Annotated in this window: 18 protein-coding genes; 11 read left to right on the forward strand and 7 right to left on the reverse strand. The window is 67.0% G+C overall.

Annotated features, from left to right (window positions below):
- Positions 1-90 precede the first annotated feature (90 nt).
- Entirely contained in the window at positions 91-966 is an 876-nt protein-coding gene (locus ACW18A_RS02020) for a LysR family transcriptional regulator (protein ID WP_492023155.1), read from the reverse strand.
- An 86-nt stretch (positions 967-1,052) separates the two neighbouring features.
- Here ACW18A_RS02020 and ACW18A_RS02025 point away from each other — a divergent pair, with 86 nt between their 5' ends.
- The 3 genes from ACW18A_RS02025 (at position 1,053) to ACW18A_RS02035 (ending at position 3,140) form a co-directional block, all read left to right on the forward strand.
- Positions 1,053-1,691 carry a class I SAM-dependent methyltransferase gene (locus tag ACW18A_RS02025; RefSeq protein ID WP_492023156.1) on the forward strand — a complete coding sequence of 213 codons (639 nt, stop codon included), beginning with the start codon at positions 1,053-1,055 and terminating at the stop codon, positions 1,689-1,691.
- A gap of 106 nt (positions 1,692-1,797) precedes the next feature.
- Positions 1,798-2,598 carry a DUF3313 family protein gene (locus ACW18A_RS02030; RefSeq protein WP_492023157.1) on the forward strand — a complete coding sequence of 267 codons (801 nt, stop codon included), beginning with the start codon at positions 1,798-1,800 and terminating at the stop codon, positions 2,596-2,598.
- Between the two features lie 50 nt (positions 2,599-2,648).
- Positions 2,649-3,140, forward strand: coding sequence for a DoxX family protein (locus tag ACW18A_RS02035; RefSeq protein WP_492023158.1), 492 nt, complete (start codon positions 2,649-2,651; stop codon positions 3,138-3,140).
- Between the two features lie 40 nt (positions 3,141-3,180).
- Here the strand turns inward: ACW18A_RS02035 and uvrC are convergent, their stop codons facing one another.
- Entirely contained in the window at positions 3,181-5,079 is a 1,899-nt protein-coding gene (gene uvrC / locus ACW18A_RS02040) for an excinuclease ABC subunit UvrC (protein ID WP_492023159.1), read from the reverse strand.
- 59 nt (positions 5,080-5,138) lie between these two features.
- Here uvrC and ACW18A_RS02045 point away from each other — a divergent pair, with 59 nt between their 5' ends.
- Positions 5,139-5,555, forward strand: a complete 417-nt coding sequence (locus ACW18A_RS02045; protein ID WP_492023160.1) for a hypothetical protein — start codon at positions 5,139-5,141, stop codon at positions 5,553-5,555.
- Here ACW18A_RS02045 and ppk2 read toward each other — a convergent pair.
- A complete protein-coding gene (gene ppk2, locus ACW18A_RS02050) occupies positions 5,552-6,298 on the reverse strand; it encodes a polyphosphate kinase 2 (RefSeq protein WP_492023161.1) in 747 nt (248 codons plus the stop codon). The two genes, ACW18A_RS02045 and ppk2, sit on opposite strands and share 4 nt — an antisense overlap.
- An 83-nt stretch (positions 6,299-6,381) precedes the next feature.
- Between ppk2 and ACW18A_RS02055 the strand changes: the two genes are divergently transcribed.
- From ACW18A_RS02055 to ACW18A_RS02065, 3 genes are all read left to right on the forward strand, one after another.
- Positions 6,382-7,470 (forward strand): serine hydrolase domain-containing protein, encoded by a 1,089-nt coding sequence (locus ACW18A_RS02055; protein WP_492023162.1) that lies wholly within the window; start codon positions 6,382-6,384, stop codon positions 7,468-7,470.
- Positions 7,471-7,518: 48 nt separating this feature from the next.
- Positions 7,519-8,280 (forward strand): extensin-like domain-containing protein, encoded by a 762-nt coding sequence (locus ACW18A_RS02060; protein WP_492023163.1) that lies wholly within the window; start codon positions 7,519-7,521, stop codon positions 8,278-8,280.
- Between the two features lie 207 nt (positions 8,281-8,487).
- Entirely contained in the window at positions 8,488-8,691 is a 204-nt protein-coding gene (locus ACW18A_RS02065) for a cold-shock protein (RefSeq protein ID WP_077356590.1), read from the forward strand.
- A gap of 31 nt (positions 8,692-8,722) precedes the next feature.
- On the opposite strand, the gene ACW18A_RS02070 is transcribed toward ACW18A_RS02065, so the two are convergent.
- Positions 8,723-9,628 carry a DMT family transporter gene (locus ACW18A_RS02070; RefSeq protein ID WP_492023164.1) on the reverse strand — a complete coding sequence of 302 codons (906 nt, stop codon included), beginning with the start codon at positions 9,626-9,628 and terminating at the stop codon, positions 8,723-8,725.
- Between the two features lie 139 nt (positions 9,629-9,767).
- Here ACW18A_RS02070 and ACW18A_RS02075 point away from each other — a divergent pair, with 139 nt between their 5' ends.
- Positions 9,768-10,391 (forward strand): HAD family hydrolase, encoded by a 624-nt coding sequence (locus tag ACW18A_RS02075; protein WP_492023165.1) that lies wholly within the window; start codon positions 9,768-9,770, stop codon positions 10,389-10,391.
- 71 nt (positions 10,392-10,462) lie between these two features.
- Here ACW18A_RS02075 and gluQRS read toward each other — a convergent pair whose 3' ends face one another.
- From gluQRS to ACW18A_RS02090, 3 genes are all read right to left on the reverse strand, one after another.
- Positions 10,463-11,308 carry a tRNA glutamyl-Q(34) synthetase GluQRS gene (gluQRS, locus tag ACW18A_RS02080; RefSeq protein WP_492023166.1) on the reverse strand — a complete coding sequence of 282 codons (846 nt, stop codon included), beginning with the start codon at positions 11,306-11,308 and terminating at the stop codon, positions 10,463-10,465.
- Between the two features lie 4 nt (positions 11,309-11,312).
- Positions 11,313-12,440 carry a JmjC domain-containing protein gene (locus ACW18A_RS02085; RefSeq protein ID WP_492023167.1) on the reverse strand — a complete coding sequence of 376 codons (1,128 nt, stop codon included), beginning with the start codon at positions 12,438-12,440 and terminating at the stop codon, positions 11,313-11,315.
- 89 nt (positions 12,441-12,529) lie between these two features.
- Positions 12,530-13,654, reverse strand: coding sequence for a JmjC domain-containing protein (locus tag ACW18A_RS02090; RefSeq protein WP_492023168.1), 1,125 nt, complete (start codon positions 13,652-13,654; stop codon positions 12,530-12,532).
- A 45-nt stretch (positions 13,655-13,699) separates the two neighbouring features.
- Here ACW18A_RS02090 and ACW18A_RS02095 point away from each other — a divergent pair, with 45 nt between their 5' ends.
- The 3 genes from ACW18A_RS02095 to ACW18A_RS02105 all read left to right on the forward strand — a co-directional run bounded on the left by ACW18A_RS02095 (position 13,700) and on the right by ACW18A_RS02105 (position 15,868).
- A complete protein-coding gene (locus ACW18A_RS02095) occupies positions 13,700-14,335 on the forward strand; it encodes a DNA-3-methyladenine glycosylase family protein (protein ID WP_492023169.1) in 636 nt (211 codons plus the stop codon).
- 53 nt (positions 14,336-14,388) lie between these two features.
- Positions 14,389-15,057, forward strand: a complete 669-nt coding sequence (locus ACW18A_RS02100) for a trimeric intracellular cation channel family protein (RefSeq protein WP_492023170.1) — start codon at positions 14,389-14,391, stop codon at positions 15,055-15,057.
- Between the two features lie 250 nt (positions 15,058-15,307).
- Positions 15,308-15,868, forward strand: a complete 561-nt coding sequence (locus tag ACW18A_RS02105) for an HNH endonuclease (protein WP_492023171.1) — start codon at positions 15,308-15,310, stop codon at positions 15,866-15,868.
- The last annotated feature ends 61 nt before the right edge of the window (positions 15,869-15,929 follow it).

Raw genomic sequence — 15,929 nt, forward strand, 5'->3', positions numbered from 1 at the left:
CGGGGGAGAGGGAGACGCTCCGCACGAGCGGATTGAATGGAGGGCCAGACCCCCGCGAATCGCCGGCGTTCGGCCCCGGACAGCCTGACCCTACATCCGGGCCAGTTCCTCGGCCATGATCGCCTGAACCAGGCGGATGCGAGGGCTGGATTGCAGTTCCTGATGGGTGACCAGCCAGATCGGCACCGGAATTGGCACCATGTCCGGCAAGAGATTGACCACGCCGGGCGTCCGCTCAGCCACTTCGCACATCATCACGGCCACACCCATCCCGCGTTTGACCATTTCCCAGATCGCAACCGACGACTCCGACACGATCCGGAGATCCTCGGTGGCGATCGGGATGCCGATCTCCTGCAGAAAACCAGAGAAGCGGGGGTCTTCGAAGCCCATCAGGCCCGCGCCGGCCAGATCGGCAGGACCCTTGGGCAGGTCATTGCGGGCAACCCAATCCTCGGATGCAAAGAAGCCGGCTTCGGTATCGCGGATATATTGGCCGACCAGACCGGGACGATCAGGACGGACATGGCGTATGGCAATGTCCGCTTCCCCCCGATGCAGATCGCTGATCTCGTTGGACGCAACGATCGCGACCGTGATCTGCGGAGCTTCTGATCTGATGCGCGCCACGATCTCGGGAAGGATATAGGCCGCGTAGGTATCTGTGGCAGAGATACAGACCCGCCCGCCAATATCCTGCGCTCGTCCACTGGCGGCGAGAATGAGCGCGTCCGCAGCATCTCCCATGATGCGAATGTGATCGAGCAGTTCCATTCCGGTCTGGGTCAACACCAGCTTGCGGCCCCGCCGTTCGAACAGGGTCACACCCAGATCGGCCTCAAGCGCCAGAACCTGCCTCGACAGTGTGGGTTGGGTCAGCCCGAGCCGGCGTGCCGCAGCCGAGAGCGACCCGGCGGCGGCGGTTGCGTGAAATGCGCGGATATGGTTCCAGTCCATCGGCTTCATGCGTTTACGTATACCACAGCTGCATATTTCGGCAATTTACCCCTTCTGTGCATATGCTATCTGCCGTTGCACAGGAGATCTCCACCATGAGTACAGCGAGTGACGCCCGTTTTTGGGACCGAATTTCACGCAAATATGCTGCGGACGCCATTGCCGATCAGGCCGGCTATGAGCGCACCCTGGACCGGACCCGGGCCCTGCTGAAGCCGGACGACCGGGTGCTGGAACTGGGCTGCGGGACCGGAAGCACGGCACTGCGACTGGCAGGCGATGTGCAGAGCTATCTGGCGACGGATATCTCCGCCGGAATGATCGCGATCGCCGAAGAGAAGCGTTCGGCCAGCCCGATCCCGGGGCTTTCTTTCGACATCGGAACGGCAGAGACGCCGATGCTTGAAGCAGGGCAGTTCAACGCCGTGCTTGGGTTCAACTATCTCCACATGGTCCGCGACGTGCCGGGCACGCTGCGTCGCATCCACACCCTGCTTGCCGCGGAGGGCCTGTTCATATCCAAGACGCCCTGCCTCGGGGATATGAACCCGCTTATCAGCCTTGTCCTGCTGCCGGGGATGCGCGCGATCGGCAAGGCTCCCTATGTCAGCGTCTTCCGGCAGGCCGGGTTTTGCCAGCTTGTAGGCGCCGCCGGCTTCGAGATCCTCGCCACAGAAAACCACGCGACCAAGGGAAACGACCACCGTCCCTTCGTCGTCGCGCGCAAGCAGTGACCTGCGCCGCCGGGAGCGTGCGGTCGGCATTCTCTGACAAATTCGTGGTTCGCCGGGCACCTCGGTTCAATGCGCCGTCAGCCAGGTCGAAAACTGGAGACTTCCCATGATCAAGACCTTCAGCGCGATCGCGCCTGTCCTCGCCGCGATCAGTCTGGCGGCCTGTCAAACGACGCCGGCACCGGACTCCGGATTCCTCCTGAGCTACGCCAGCATGGAGGTACCCGACGGGTTGGGGAGCGCATCCATCCGACAGCGCCGCGACGACGTCGCCTCGGACGCCGTCCGGAGCGTATTTCTCGAACCGGCGCTCTTCGCGCCCCGGGTCGGGGATGAGTTGAGCCCGGTGGAGCGCTCCATGGTGTTGCGCGAGGTAGACCGTCAGATCTGTTTCGAGGTCAGCGAGCGCTTCGCCCTTGCGCCCGCCCCAACGCCGGAGGCCGCCAGGGTGCGGACGGCTGTCGTGCGCCTGCACCCGACCGGTCGCGCGGGCTCCGCGTTCAGCGCCGCCGCAGGTTTTGTCGTGCCGGTCGTCAACCTTCGGGTCCCCGGTACGACCGGCGGGATCGCCGTCGAGTCCGAAATGCTCGAGGCCGGAACCGGCCGCCAGATCGCAGCCATCTCCTGGGCGCGCAATGCGCAGGTGGTTGGCATGGATACACCCTCGCTGTCCCGCGTCGGCGACGCGCTCCAGATGGCCGAACCGATGGGCGACGCGGTCGGCGACGCCTTCGCGACCAAGGCCCGCGAAGTGACCGAGGCCCCGGCGCCCGACCCCTGCGCCGTCTTCGGGCCGCGCCTGGACATCGGCCGTGCCGCGGCGGGCTTCGCAGTCAGCGCAGTGACCGGGCTCTATTCACCCGAAGTGTCGGGGACCGGCACCCGGGCACCCGTGCCCGGGGAGTGACGGATCAGTCGGCCGGCCCTCCCTCTCGCGTCTCAAGTCAGGATCTGCTGATGTCCTTCAATCTCCTGACGACGGCGCATGGGTCATCGTCTCGCCGGCGCACGCCCACGAGTGCCGAAACGCGGCGTGCCGGTCTCTATCGGAACCTGTTTCTCTGGGTGCTGCAGACCTGGCTCGCCCTGTTCTACATCGGCAGCGGCTATGCGAAGCTCAGCCAGTCCCAGGCCATGTTGGCCGTGCTCATGACCTGGCCGGCCCAGGTCGACGTCAGCCTGCTGCACGCGATCGGCTGGATGGAGATCGGCCTCGCCGCGAGTGTCGTCACGCCTCTGATCTCGTGGTGGGCCTTTCGCCCCGTCCTCCTGACCGGTGCCGTGGGTCTTCTGATCGACGCAGGCTTCATGGCGGGGTTCCACGCCCTTGAGCGCGACGGCTTCCTCGCGGTCGTCAACGCCCTGCTCGTGCTGATGGCGCTGACGGTGATCGTCGGCCGGTGGACATGGCGGACCCCAAACGACGGTGCTCCATCCCACGTCCGCTAGGGCCGCGATCATGCTCCAGTATTCAAGCGTGAATCATGCTCTAACGCTGCGCCGGATGGAAAAACCCGTGGATGCGCTCGGCCAGCGCGCGGTTGATACCCGCGACCTTTTCCAGATCGACGACGGCGGCGCGCCCCACGCCTTTTGCCGAGCCGAAGGCGTGCAGCAGGGCCTTCTTGCGGCCGGGGCCGACGCCCTCGATCTCGTCGAGCGGGTTCTTCTTGATGTCCATCGAGCGGCGTGTGCGGTGGGCCCCGTTGGCGAACCGGTGGGCCTCGTCGCGTAGCCGCTGGACGTAATAGAGGGCGGGCGATTTCAGCGGCAGCATGAAGGGCGGTTTGCCCGGGATGAAGAAATGCTCCTTGCCCGCGTCCCTGTCCGGCCCCTTGGCCACCCCGACGGCGAGGATATCATCCAGACCCAGGTCGGCCAGTACCGCCCGCACCTCGGCCAGCTGGCCGGCGCCGCCGTCGATCAGCAGCAGGTCGGGACGGACCACCTCCTCGGCCCCTTCCTCCTCATCCTTGACCAGACGGCTGAAGCGACGCCGCATGACCTCGCGCATCATGCCGTAGTCATCGCCGGGGGTCAGGTCCGTGCCGCGGATGTTGAACTTGCGATACTGCGACTTCTGGAAGCCTTCGGGTCCGGCGACGATCATGCCGCCCACCGCATTCGTCCCCTGAATATGAGCATTGTCGTAGACCTCGATCCGCTCGGGAGCGACGTCCAGACCGAAGGCCTCGCACACCTCGGCGAGGATCTTCCCTTGCGCCGACCCCTCGGCCATCTTGCGGCCAAGGGCCTCGCGGGCATTGGTGTGGGCGTGGTCGACCAGGGCATGCTTGTCGCCGCGCAGCGGCCGTTCGATCGAGACGACGCGGCGACCGTCCGTCTCCTTCGCCTTCATCGAGAAGGCCTCTTCCAGCAGTTCCTTCTCGAACGGGACGACGTTGGACAGGATCAGGCGCGCAACCGGCTTGTCCTCGTAGAACTGGCCGAGGAAGGCCGACAGGATCTCGGGGTCGGTGTCCGACTTGTCGACGCGCGGGAAATAGGCCCGGCCACCCCAGTTCTGGCCGCCGCGATAGAAGAAGACCTGGACGCAGGCCTGACCGCCTTCGGAGAACAGGGCGAAGACGTCGGCCTCGGCGACGCTGTCGGCGCTGACCGAGTTCTCCATCGTGATGGCCGACAGGGCGCGGATACGATCGCGGACGCGGGCGGCCTGTTCGAAGTCCAGGCCTTCCGCGGCCACAGTCATCTCCTGCGACAGGCGGCCGATCACGGCGCGCGACTTGCCGCGCAGGAACAGGGAGGCCTCCTCGACCAGGTCGCCGTAGTCCTCGAGCGAGATCAGGCCGGTGCAGGGGGCCGAACAGCGCTTGATCTGGTGCAGCATGCAGGGGCGGGTGCGGGTCTCGTAGACGCTGTCCGAGCAGGACCGCAGCAGGAAGGCCTTCTGCAGGGTGTTCAGCGTGCGGTTGACCGCCCAGGTCGAGGCGAACGGGCCGAAATACTCGCCGTCAGTGGTGTGGGCGCCGCGATGCTTGCGGACCTGGGGCGCGCGGTGGTCCTTGCGGATCATCAGTTCGGCGAAGGACTTGTCGTCGCGCAGGACGACGTTGAAACGGGGCTTCAGCTTCTTGATGAAACTTGATTCCAGTATCAGGGCCTCGGTCTCCGACGCCGTGACCACCAGCTCCATCGAGCGGGTCAGGGAGACCATCAGGCCGATGCGCTGGGTGTGGAACCGGCCCTGGGCATACTGGAGGATGCGCTTCTTGATGGAGCGCGCCTTGCCGACATAGAGGCAGGTCCCGTCCTCGCCATACATGCGATAGACGCCCGGCTTGTCGGGCGCGCGGCGCGCCTCGTCGCGGATCAGTTCGGCGGCGACGAGAGGCGTCGAATCAGGGGCGGGGGTCTCCACGGTCATCGGGGCGAATATAGGCGTTGCACCGGGATCTGTCAGAGCGGCTTGATCGGCTTCGGAGAATGGCGGAGGATTCCGGCGGCCGGCGGCATGTCTCCGGTTTCGTGGGCTCCATCATGCAACGCATCGCCATCTCGATCGTCCTTGCAGGCCTTCTGGCCGCGTGCGGACAACAGTCTCCAGCCTCCGGTGACGCCGGGGCCCCGGCCGCCGAACTCGATTTCATCGAGGCCGTGCCGATCGACAAGGATGAGGTCCCGCCTGTGGCCCGGTCCCAGCCCGCCGCCACGAAGGAGGCGCCGAAGACGGAGGCCGCCACGGAGGACAAGGCACCTGAAGCCGAGGCCCCTAGCGCGCTCGCGCCGTCGGCCGAACCGGAAAAGGCCGAGGATGCGGCGACCGCCACGCGGAGCGCCAACGAAACAACCGTGACGTCCGATGCCGGCGCGCCGACAGAGACGCCTTCCCGGCCGGACTAGGCGTTCAGCCGGCCCTTGATGTGGGAGGCGTCGAAGACGACGTCCTTGTCCACATGACCGATCTTTGCGCCCGGACGATCGAGGCGGTGCAGGATGTGCCGGATGATGTTCAGGCGGGCGGATTTCTTGTCGTCGGTCGCAACGATGGTCCAGGGCGCGTCGCGATGGTGGGTCTCGGCCAGCATGCGATCGCGGGCGGCGGTGTAGGCGTCCCAGCGGATCTGGGCCTCGGCGTCCAGGGACGAGACCTTGAATTTCTTCAGTGGGTCTTCCATCCGCTCGGCGAGGCGTTTCGCCTGCTCGTCCTTCGAGATATCGAGCCAGAGCTTGATCAGGATGACGCCTGACCCGGTCAGCAGCCGCTCGAACCGCGGCGCGTCGTCGAGGAAGGCCTCGTGTTGCTCCGGGGTGCAGAAGCCCATGACCGGCTCGACGCCGCCCCGATTGTACCAGGACCGGTTCAGGAGGACGAGTTCAGCCGCCGACGGCAGATGCGGCACATACCGCTGGAAATACCACTGGCCGGTCTCGCGCTCCGTCGGCTTGGGCAGGGCGACGACCCGGGTCTGGCGCGGGGAGGCGTACTCGGTGATCCGCTTGATGGCCCCGTCCTTGCCGGCTGTGTCGCGACCCTCGAACACGACCAGCACCTTCAGGCCCTGTTCGATCGCCCAGTGCTGCGTCTCGACCAGCTCGATCTGAAGCGCCTCCAGCGTCTTGTCGTAGTCCTTGGTCCTGGCCATGAATCCCGTCTCCGTTTGCCTCTTACGTTGCGATTAATTCACTGGCGCGTCGAGGGACCCGAACTAGTCTTCGGCGAATGAAGATGACCCGCAGACAGATGATGGCTGCCGTGACAGCCGCCGGTTTGACCACAGCTTCTGGCGCGAGGGCCGGCGACGCGGCCGGTTTCGACGCCGCCCTTCAGGCCGTGTTCGACGGTGCCGGGCCCCCTGCTCTCGGCGGCATGGTGGTGGGAGCGGACGGTACGATCTGGTCCGGCGCGCGCGGGATGAGGCACGCGGGCGGCGCGGCTGTGACGGCGGACGACCTGTGGCACCTGGGGTCGAACACCAAGGCGATGACGGCCGCTGTGTTCGGGCGACTGGTCGATCAGGGCCGGGCGTCGTGGACCGACACCCTGACGACCCTTCTGCCCGATGTGACGATGGCCGAGGCCTGGCGCGACGTGCCCCTGACCCGGATCATGGCTCACCGCGCGGGTCTGACGGACGCGGCGGCCCTGGGGCGGGAATGGCTCATGACCGCGCGAGCCGATCCGCGTTCCCTGCCGGACCAGAGGCGGGCGCTGGCGGCGACCATGCTCGGCGCGCAGCCGGACGGAACCCCGGGAACCTTCGCCTACGCCAACAGCAACTATATCCTGATCGGTGCCATCATCGAGCGGATCATGGGGGCGTCCTGGGAGGACGCGATGCGGGCAGAGCTGTTCGGGCCGTTGGGCATCACGACCGGCGGCTTCGGCGCGCCCGGGGGCGACCAGCCCTGGGGCCACAGCGGCGGTCAGGGCATCGATCCGTCGGGCCCGGTGACCGACAATCCGGCGGCTATGGGCCCTGCAGGCACCGTCCACATGAGCCTGCAGGACTATGGACGCTTCCTTCGGGTGTTCCTGAACGGCGGCGCCGGATGGCTGACGCCGGAAACGCTGGCGGTGCTGATGCAGCCGGTCGGTGAGGGTCAGCCGCCCTATGCCGGAGGCTGGATCGTCCCGCCGGGACAGCCTTGGGCCCAGGGCTTTTGTCTGACCCACGATGGGTCCAACACGATGTGGTACGCCTCGACCTGGGTCGCTCCCGGCATCGGCAAGGCCTTCGTGACCGTCTCGAACGATGGGCAACAGGGCAGGGCGGCCTGCCAGGCCCTGATCCCGGGCCTGATCCAGGCCATCTGACGCAAGCGGTCTGGTGGATCGACTTCGGCCCCCTCATGTTGATGGGGCATGAAGCGCGATTTCGCCGATTTCTGGAACCTGATGTGGGAGCTGGCGCTGGGCGTCTGCGCGGCCTTCGCCCTGATGAACGCCTTCGCCCCGCCGCAGGACCTGCCGTGGAAGCCGCTGGATCTGGACCAGCCCCTGGGTCAGGCGACGGAGGCCAAGGTCGCCGATTTCCAGGTCTCTTTCTTCGCGCCGCCGGAAGAGGTGGAGGGAGCGACCGACGCCTGTATCCAGACCCTGAGAGACGCCGGGGTCGAGGTCCGGCGAGCCGAAGACCGGGATGACGGCGGATTCTGCCAGGTGCGGGGCGCGGTGACGATCACGGGCGGGGCGGTGACGCCGCTGAAGCCCGGCGGCCTGACCATGCAGTGCCCGCTGGCGGTCCGCTACGTCATCTGGGACCGGCAGGTTCTGCAACCTGCGGCGGAGGCGATCTACGGCTCCAGAGCGGTCGCGGTGAACAACTACGGGACCTATGCCTGTCGCCGGATCTATGGCTCTACGGATGCCTCGGATCGGCCCAGCGAGCATGCGCGCGCCAACGCCCTGGACGTCGCCTCGGTGACCCTGGCGGACGGTCGCACGGTGTCGGTCGAGGCCGACTGGGATGGACAGGGCCCCAACGGAACAGAGGGTTCCGCCCTGTTGCGACGCTTGCGCGACGGGGCCTGCCGGGTGTTTTCGACGGTCCTGACCCCCGACTACAATGATGCGCACAAGGATCACCTTCACCTCGACGGCGCGCCTCGCGGGCTGTGCGCCTAGTTTTGTTCCCCGGACGCTCGCCTGACGCACGAATCGTTTCCAGTTGACCGGGCTTGGCTGCTGAGGGAAAACGCCTGTGCAATCCGGATTTCGCGTGGGGTCCAAACCTGCGTTTCGCTCCTTCGCCTGAACGAGCTGTCCAGATGGATTGTCGGACCCCCTCGACAGGGCGTCCGCCTGGAAAAGCGCGTTTATGGAGACGCAACAATGGCGACCGGTACGGTCAAGTGGTTCAACCCCACGAAGGGCTTCGGCTTCATCCAGCCTGAAAGCGGCGGCGCCGATGTGTTCGTTCACATCACCGCCGTGCAAAAGGCTGGCCTGACGGGCCTCGATGAGAACGCCAAGGTGTCCTACGAGCTGGAATCCCAGCGCGGCAAGACCTCGGCCGTGGACCTGAAGCTCCTCTGATCCAAACGGGTCGAGGTCGCTGAAGCGATACTCAGGCGGGCGCGGTTCCTTCGGGAGCCGCGCCCGTTTTGCTTCTGGCCCTGGTCGACCACTGGGCCAGGACGGTGGCGGCCAGCACCAGGGCGCCGCCCAGGGCCTGAACGGGCGTGAGGGTTTCCCTGAAGATGACCCAGCCGAGGGCCGCCGCGACGATGGGCTGGATCAGAATGGTCACGGCGGTAACGGAGACCGGCAACCGGCCCAGCGCCCACACGACCCCGGCCTGTCCCGCCACATGCATGACACCCATGACGACGCAGGCGGCCCAGCCGGCGGCCGTGGCGGGGATCATGTCCTCTCCCAGCAAAAGCGCCGCCCCGCCCATCACCGGCATGCTGGCGAGCGTGGCCCAGAAGGTGATCCGCAGCGGCCCGGCCGTGTTCCGCGCGGCCTTCACCGCCAGGAAATAGCCGGAGTACCAGAGCGCCACGGACAGGGAGACGATGTCGCCCAGAACCGGGTTGGTCCCCTGACCCGGCTGAGCCCCCCCCGCCATGGCGAAGGCCCCGCCCATGGCCAGGCCGAGCGCCAGGATGAACAGCCGCGTCGGCCGCTCCTTGAAGAAGAACCAGCCGAAAAGGGTGACCACGACCGGCGTCAGGTTGCACAGCACCGTCGCATTGGCGACCGAGGTCATGACGATGCCGTAGTGCCAGAAGCTGAGGTCGAAGGCGAAGAACAGGCCCGCCAGCAGCATCCATTTCGACGGCCGTCCGAAGCCTTCTCCGCCGGGACGACCGACGAGGATGAGCAGCAACGGCAGGGCGAACAGCAGCCGCCAGAACCCGGCCGCCGCCGGACCCGTCTCGCTCAGCCGCACCAGGATCGGCGCCAGGCCCAGAACGCTGGCCGAGGCCAGCACGACCAGCAGGGGGATCAGGCGGGAGGGGGAGGCCATCAGGGTCGCTTAGCGCCTTCCCTCTCCCGGTGGGAGAGGGTTCGGGGTCCGCAGTTCTGCCAAAGATCGCCGGCGACCCATTGCGGCCTATGGCGCGTGATGTGAGGTTGGCCATGTGGCCCCGGGGACAGGATTGTCCATGAAACCTGCGATCTTGATGGTGGATGTCGATGGCGTCGTTGTTCGCCCCGCCAATCCTCTGGGTTGGTCAGCCGATATAGAACGGGATCTCGGGATCCCTGCCGCCACGCTTCAGTCCCGCTTCTTCCAGGTCCACTGGGCGGATGTCGTCCATGGCCGCGCCGGACTTCGCGAGAGGTTGGCCTTGGTCCTGGCAGAGATCGCGCCGCAAGTCAGTTGCGAGACGTTTATCCGCTACTGGTTCCAGGGCGACGCCGAACTTGACGCGAGCTTGCTGACGCAGCTGGCGGCGGTACGCACGACGGGCGTCGCGTTGCACCTGGCGACGGTGCAGGAGCACGAACGTGCGGCGTACCTCTGGAATGATCTCGGCCTCCGAGATCATTTCGACGACATGCACTACGCCGCGAACCTGGGCGCATCGAAACCGTCTCAAGCGTTCTATGCAGCCGTCGAAAAGAGGGTCGGACTGCGCGGTTCGACTATTGCCTTCGTCGATGACAGCGAACGGAATGTACAGGCCGCGCGTGAAAGAGGCTGGCAAGCCGCGCTCTGGACGTCCGGGGCCTCGCTTCAGACGCTTCTTCCCGCCCTGACATGCTCCGATAGCGCGGTCCGCTGACCGCCTGTGCTGGACATTGAGCCGGGTCGTCTTTCAGACACGGGCGCGCACTCGAGGGGCCCGGGCAATCCTCAGAAGCCCACTTCCGCCCTTAGCTCGCCAGCCGTCACCCCCGTTTCTCGCAAGGCCTTCAGCGTCACCGCCCCGTCGCGCTTGGCATAGCGTTTGCCGTCCGGTCCCAGCAGCAGCCGGTGGTGCCGATAGACCGGCGTGGGCAGGTCCAGCAGGGCCTGCAGCACCCGTTGGATAGACGTGGTGTCGATCAGGTCCTCGCCCCGGATGACATGGGTCACGCCCTGCAGCGCATCGTCGATGACCGAGGCGATGACATAGCCGGCGCCGATGTCCTTGCGGCCAAGGACCATGTCGCCGAGCGCCTCGGGCATGGCGGTCCTGATGCCCGGTTCGGCGGTCTGTTCGACCCAGGTCAGCCGATGGAAGTCGCCGAGACGGTCGCGCGCCGCTGAGAGCGACAGCCGCCAGGCGAAGGGTTGGCCGGAGGCGAGCTTTTCGGCTTCTTCGTCGACGGACAGGGGGCCGCCTGCGAAGGCCCGGGCGTCGGTCGGGTCGTCGCCATGAGGCGCCATTCCGGCGAGGGCCATCAGCGCCTTGCGCGTCCGGAAGCAGCGATAGAGGACGCCCATGGCTCGCAAGGTGTCGAGGGCGGCGTCATAGTCGGGCCGGTGTTCGGACTGGCGGCGGACCGGGCTCTCCCAGTCGAGACCCAACCAGGTCAGGTCGTCGAGGATCGCCTCCTCATGCTCCGGGCGGCAACGGGTGAAGTCGGTGTCCTCGATCCGCAGCAGGAAACGCCCGCCCGTCTCCCGCGTCGCCGTCCAGGCCGTCAGGGCGGAGAAGGCGTGGCCGCGATGGAGCAGGCCTGTCGGCGACGGCGCAAAACGAGTGACGAAGGTCATCCGCTCAGAGACGTTTGATCGACCCGGTCGCCTCGGCCAGGGCGACGGCCTCACGGAGGTCCGCCTGTGGCACGAAGTCGAACTGGGCGATCATGTCCTCGAGCAGGAACTGATCCTGTGAGAGCGCCCAGCTCATGGCCACAGCGGCGGGCCCCTGGAACCGGGGACCCATCAGTCCTGTCGGCCGGAACGCGGTCAGCATCTTGCGCTCAGGCAGGGCGTAGGTCGCGGGGCGCGGAGTCAGGCGCGCCTGGGCCATGGCGATCTCGTCCCTGAAGAAGGGCGACAGGGCGATGTCGGTCAGCCGTTTCATCAGATGCGTAAGCTGGCCGGACAGGGCCGCGCCGCCATCGGCGCCGGCGGGTGGCAACCAGGCCCGGAAAGCCGGATCCTGCATCGCCGCCTGCTCCAGAAGCGAGAACAGTATCCGGCCGTAGAGAGGCGTGACCGACAGGGTCAGGTGAAGCGACGCGCCTTCGGTGGCCAAGGCGTCGTGGTACCAGCCGCGCGGCAGATAGAGGACGTCGCCCGGCCGCATCCTGACCTCCTGCATCAGGGGACCGCGTGTTGCCTCGAAGAAGGCGCGCGGATCGGCGTGAGGCGGGGCCTCGACCGGATCGTCAGCGCGATTGGCATAAAGACGCCAGACCTTTTCGCCCTCGGTCTGGATCGCGAAGACGTCGTGCAGGTCGTAATGGGTGCGGAAGGCCTGGACGCCGCCGAAGGAACAGTAGGCGTTTGCCGCGACCAGGCCGGCGAAAGTCTGGCCGAGCGCATCGCACAGCCCGGCGATCGCCGGGGTCAGGCGCTGCACGTCGTTGGCGATCAGACTGGCACCGCCGGCCAGCTCAACCTCGACCTTGGCGGGGGAGGGCCGCATCACCTTTCCGGCCTGGGTGTCGGCCTGACTGCAGTAATGCTCGGCAGGAACGGTCTCGCCGTCACGCACCAGGCGCAGCGTCGCGGCCGTCCAGATCGAGGTTTGGGACAACAGGCCGTTGAAGGTCGCCCAGTCAAGGATCGATCGCTTGCCCGCGTCGTCGCCCGCGGGAATGTGCATGGGACGAGTGCGCGCGCCCTCGAAGAAGGCGTCGACGGGGACGGGGCTGAGAAGCTGTTCGAAATCGCGCATCACGGGTTCGCCAGGGAGTATGGCGCGGACGCTAGGGTCCGAGCCGTCGTTTGTCGATTGGACCCGAGTGTCGGGCGGCGATGGCCGGCTCAGATCCGGACCAGGGCGCCCGTCCTGACAGCCGCGTCGATCATGGCGCGGAGGTCCGCCTCGGGCACGAAGTCGAACTGGGCGATCAGATCCTCCAGCGCCAGACGCGGCTGGTCCATGGCCCAGTCGAGAGCCACCGCCACCGGGCCCGTGACGACGGGCACCGGTCCATGGCCGCGCTGATAGTGCGTCAGGGACGGAGGGTTCGGCAGGGCGTATCCGGGCTCGCGCGGGACCAGTCGTTCCTGGGCCATGGCGATCTCGTCGGCGAAGAGGTCGCTGGCAGCAAGGGTGGACAGGCGACGGCCCATGTCAGCGAGCTGGGCTTTCAGGATGGGGCCGCCGGCGGGCCGCAGGAAGTGACGGAATGTGGCGTCATCCTCCGTCAGCCGCTTCAGGACCTGGAACACCGTCCGGCCGTCGGCGGGAGTGATCGAAAACGTGACATGGAGTGACGCGCCCTCGGTCGCGAGCGCGTCGTGATACCAGCCGCGCGGCAGATACAGGACGTCGCCGGGCCGCATCCGCACCTGGGTCATGACCGGTCCCCGATTCGCCGCCAGGGCCGCGCGCGTCTCCTCCGAGTCGATCGGGAAGGTGGTCGGGGCGTCGGCGCGGTTGGCGTAGAGGGTCCAGACCTTCTCGCCCTCGCACTGGACGGCGAAGACGTGGTGCAGGTCGAAATGGGTGCCGAAGGCCTGCACCCCGCCGAACGAGCAATAGAGGTTGGCGCTGACCTGGCCGGCGAAGGCCCGACCCAGCTCCGGGGTCAGGACGCGAATCGACGGGACCAGGTCCTGCACCTCGTCCAGCACGAGACTGGCACCCTGGGCCAGCAGGACCTTCACCTTGGCGGGGGAGGGTCGGCTCGCCACGCCCGAGCCGGTCGCGGCGTCGTGACAATACCGGGGCGGCGGGACTCGCTGGCCGTTGTAGAGGATCTTCAGGCTGTGGGCCGTCCAGATCGAGGTCTGGTCCAGCAGGGCGTTGAAGCGTTCCCAATCCAGCAGGGCCTGTTTCGGCGTTCCCGGCGCGGCCGGAATGTGCAGCGGTTTCCGGTCGTCATAGTCCGCGTGGAACACCTCGGGGGTGATCGGGGCCAGGAGATCGTCCAGACTGAGCATGGTCGGACGCTAGGGTTCGGGCCGCCGTTTGTCGACTGGACCGGAATGCCTCTGACACCCGAACAACTGGCCGTCGCGCGCGAAGAACTGGTCCGTATCGACCCGGCTCTGGCCCGGGCCCATGCCCAGACGCCGGCGTTCGACTGGCGGGTCGGGGACCGGGGGTTTCCCGGCCTGTTCCGGATGATCGTGGATCAGCAGGTGTCGCTTGCCTCGGCGGCCTCGGTCTGGGCGCGGCTTCAGGCGGGGCTGGGGGAGATCACGCCGGAGACCCTGCTGGCTCAGGACCTCGACAGCCTGCGCGGCATGGGCCTGTCGCGTCAGAAGGCGACCTATGGCCAGGGCATCGCGCGGGCCCAGCTGGATGGGACGGTCGATCTGGAACACATGTCGACGCTCGACGACGAGGCGGCGATCGCGGCCCTGGTGGCGCTGAAGGGCGTCGGGCCGTGGACCGCTGAGGCCTATCTGCTGATCTGCGACGGGCGGCTGGATGTCTTCCCGGGCGGCGACATCGCGCTGCAGGAGGCGATCAAGTGGGCCGACCGGCTTGAGCAACGGCCCGATACGAAGGCCGCCTATGCCCGGGCCGAGATGTGGCGGCCGCACCGGGGCCTGGCCTCCCATCTGCTCTGGGCCTGGTACGGCGGGGTGAAGACGGGGCAGATCGTGCTAGATTAGCCCCCCAAGCAGGCGAGCGCCGCGCGCGAGACGGTAGGGAAACAAAGAAGTCCGTGAGTGCCCTGGTCGATCCCGCCCTTCTGAGCCCCGCGCTCGCCCACCCGGAGACGGTGCTGGGCGCGCTCGACTTCGCGGGCGTTGCGGTGTTCGCCGCGACCGGAGCGCTGGCGGCGGCGCGGGAGAAGCACGACCTCGTCACCTTCGCCTTCTTCGGCGCCATCACCGGCGTGGGCGGCGGGACCCTGCGGGACCTGCTGATCGATGCGCCGGTGTTCTGGGTGCAGGACTGGCGCTACATCGCCGTCTGCCTCGCTGCGGCCCTGGCGGTGTGGCTGGTCGGGGCAGGGGCCTGGCGCTTCCGGGCACTGTTGTGGCTCGATGCGATCGGGCTCGGAGCCTACGGCGTGCTCGGTGCGGCCAAGGCCGAGGCGTTCGGCGTGCCGCCTCTGATCTGCATCGTCATGGGCGCGCTGACGGCCTGTTTCGGCGGCATCGTGCGCGACATTCTGGCAGGCCAGCCGTCGATCCTGCTGCGGCGTGAAATCACCATCTCGGCGGCCCTGCTCGCGGCGACCCTCTATGTCGTGGCGCGGGAGTTGGGGGTGGGCCAATGGCCCGCCGCCCTGATCGCGGCACCGGCGGGTTTCGCGTTGAGAGCCGGCGCCCTGGCCTGGGGCTGGAGCCTGCCGGCCTTCCCCGGGGGGTTGATCCGGAAAGGCTAGGCCTTGATCGGCTGAGGAGAGATCGCTCTGCGATCTCGCTGATGCCGTGAATCAAGGCCCCGCTTGATATTGAGGCCTGATCCGACCGGAAAACCGCGTCACACTCTTCCGGATCAGGCCTTAGTCATGAAACCGCTGCAAGCCCGTCATGGCGGTGCGCACGAATCGCGGATAGGCTGACCCCACTAGAGAGAAGGAGAGACGTCTTCAGTCCGATTTCCTCGATTTCCGGCGTGAGCGGGAGGGTCTGATGCAGGTCCTTCACAAGCCGCCTTCCGGCTTTCCGGCCCTTGTGCTGAACGCCGATTTCCGCCCGTTGTCCTATTACCCGCTGTCGCTCTGGCCGTGGGAAGAGGCGGTGAAGGCGGTCTATCAGGATCGCGTGGACGTCGTGTCCGTCTACGACAGGGTCGTGCGCAGTCCGTCGATGGAGATGCAGATCCCCAGCGTGATCGCGCTGAAGAGCTATGTCGACCAGAACCGCAGCCCGGCCTTCACCCGTTTCAACGTCTTCCTGCGCGACGGCTTCACCTGCCAGTATTGCGGAGACACGGCCGAACTGACCTTCGACCATGTCATTCCGCGTAGCCGGGGCGGGCGCACGACGTGGGAAAACATCGTCGCTGCCTGTTCGCCCTGTAACCTGAAGAAGGGCGGGCGGACGCCGCAGCAGGCCCACATGCCGATCCGGCGCGCGCCCAACCGGCCCAACGCCTTCCAGCTCCAGGACGCGGGCCGACGGTTCCCGCCCCACTACCTGCACCAGAGCTGGCTCGACTACCTCTACTGGGACATCGAACTGGAACCGTAGCGCCTGCCACTATCCTGCGCTGCCTGACCTGCTAGAGGACCTGTCCCGATCCGGAACGGCC

The sequence above is a fragment of the Brevundimonas sp. AVps5 genome (assembly GCF_058681515.1).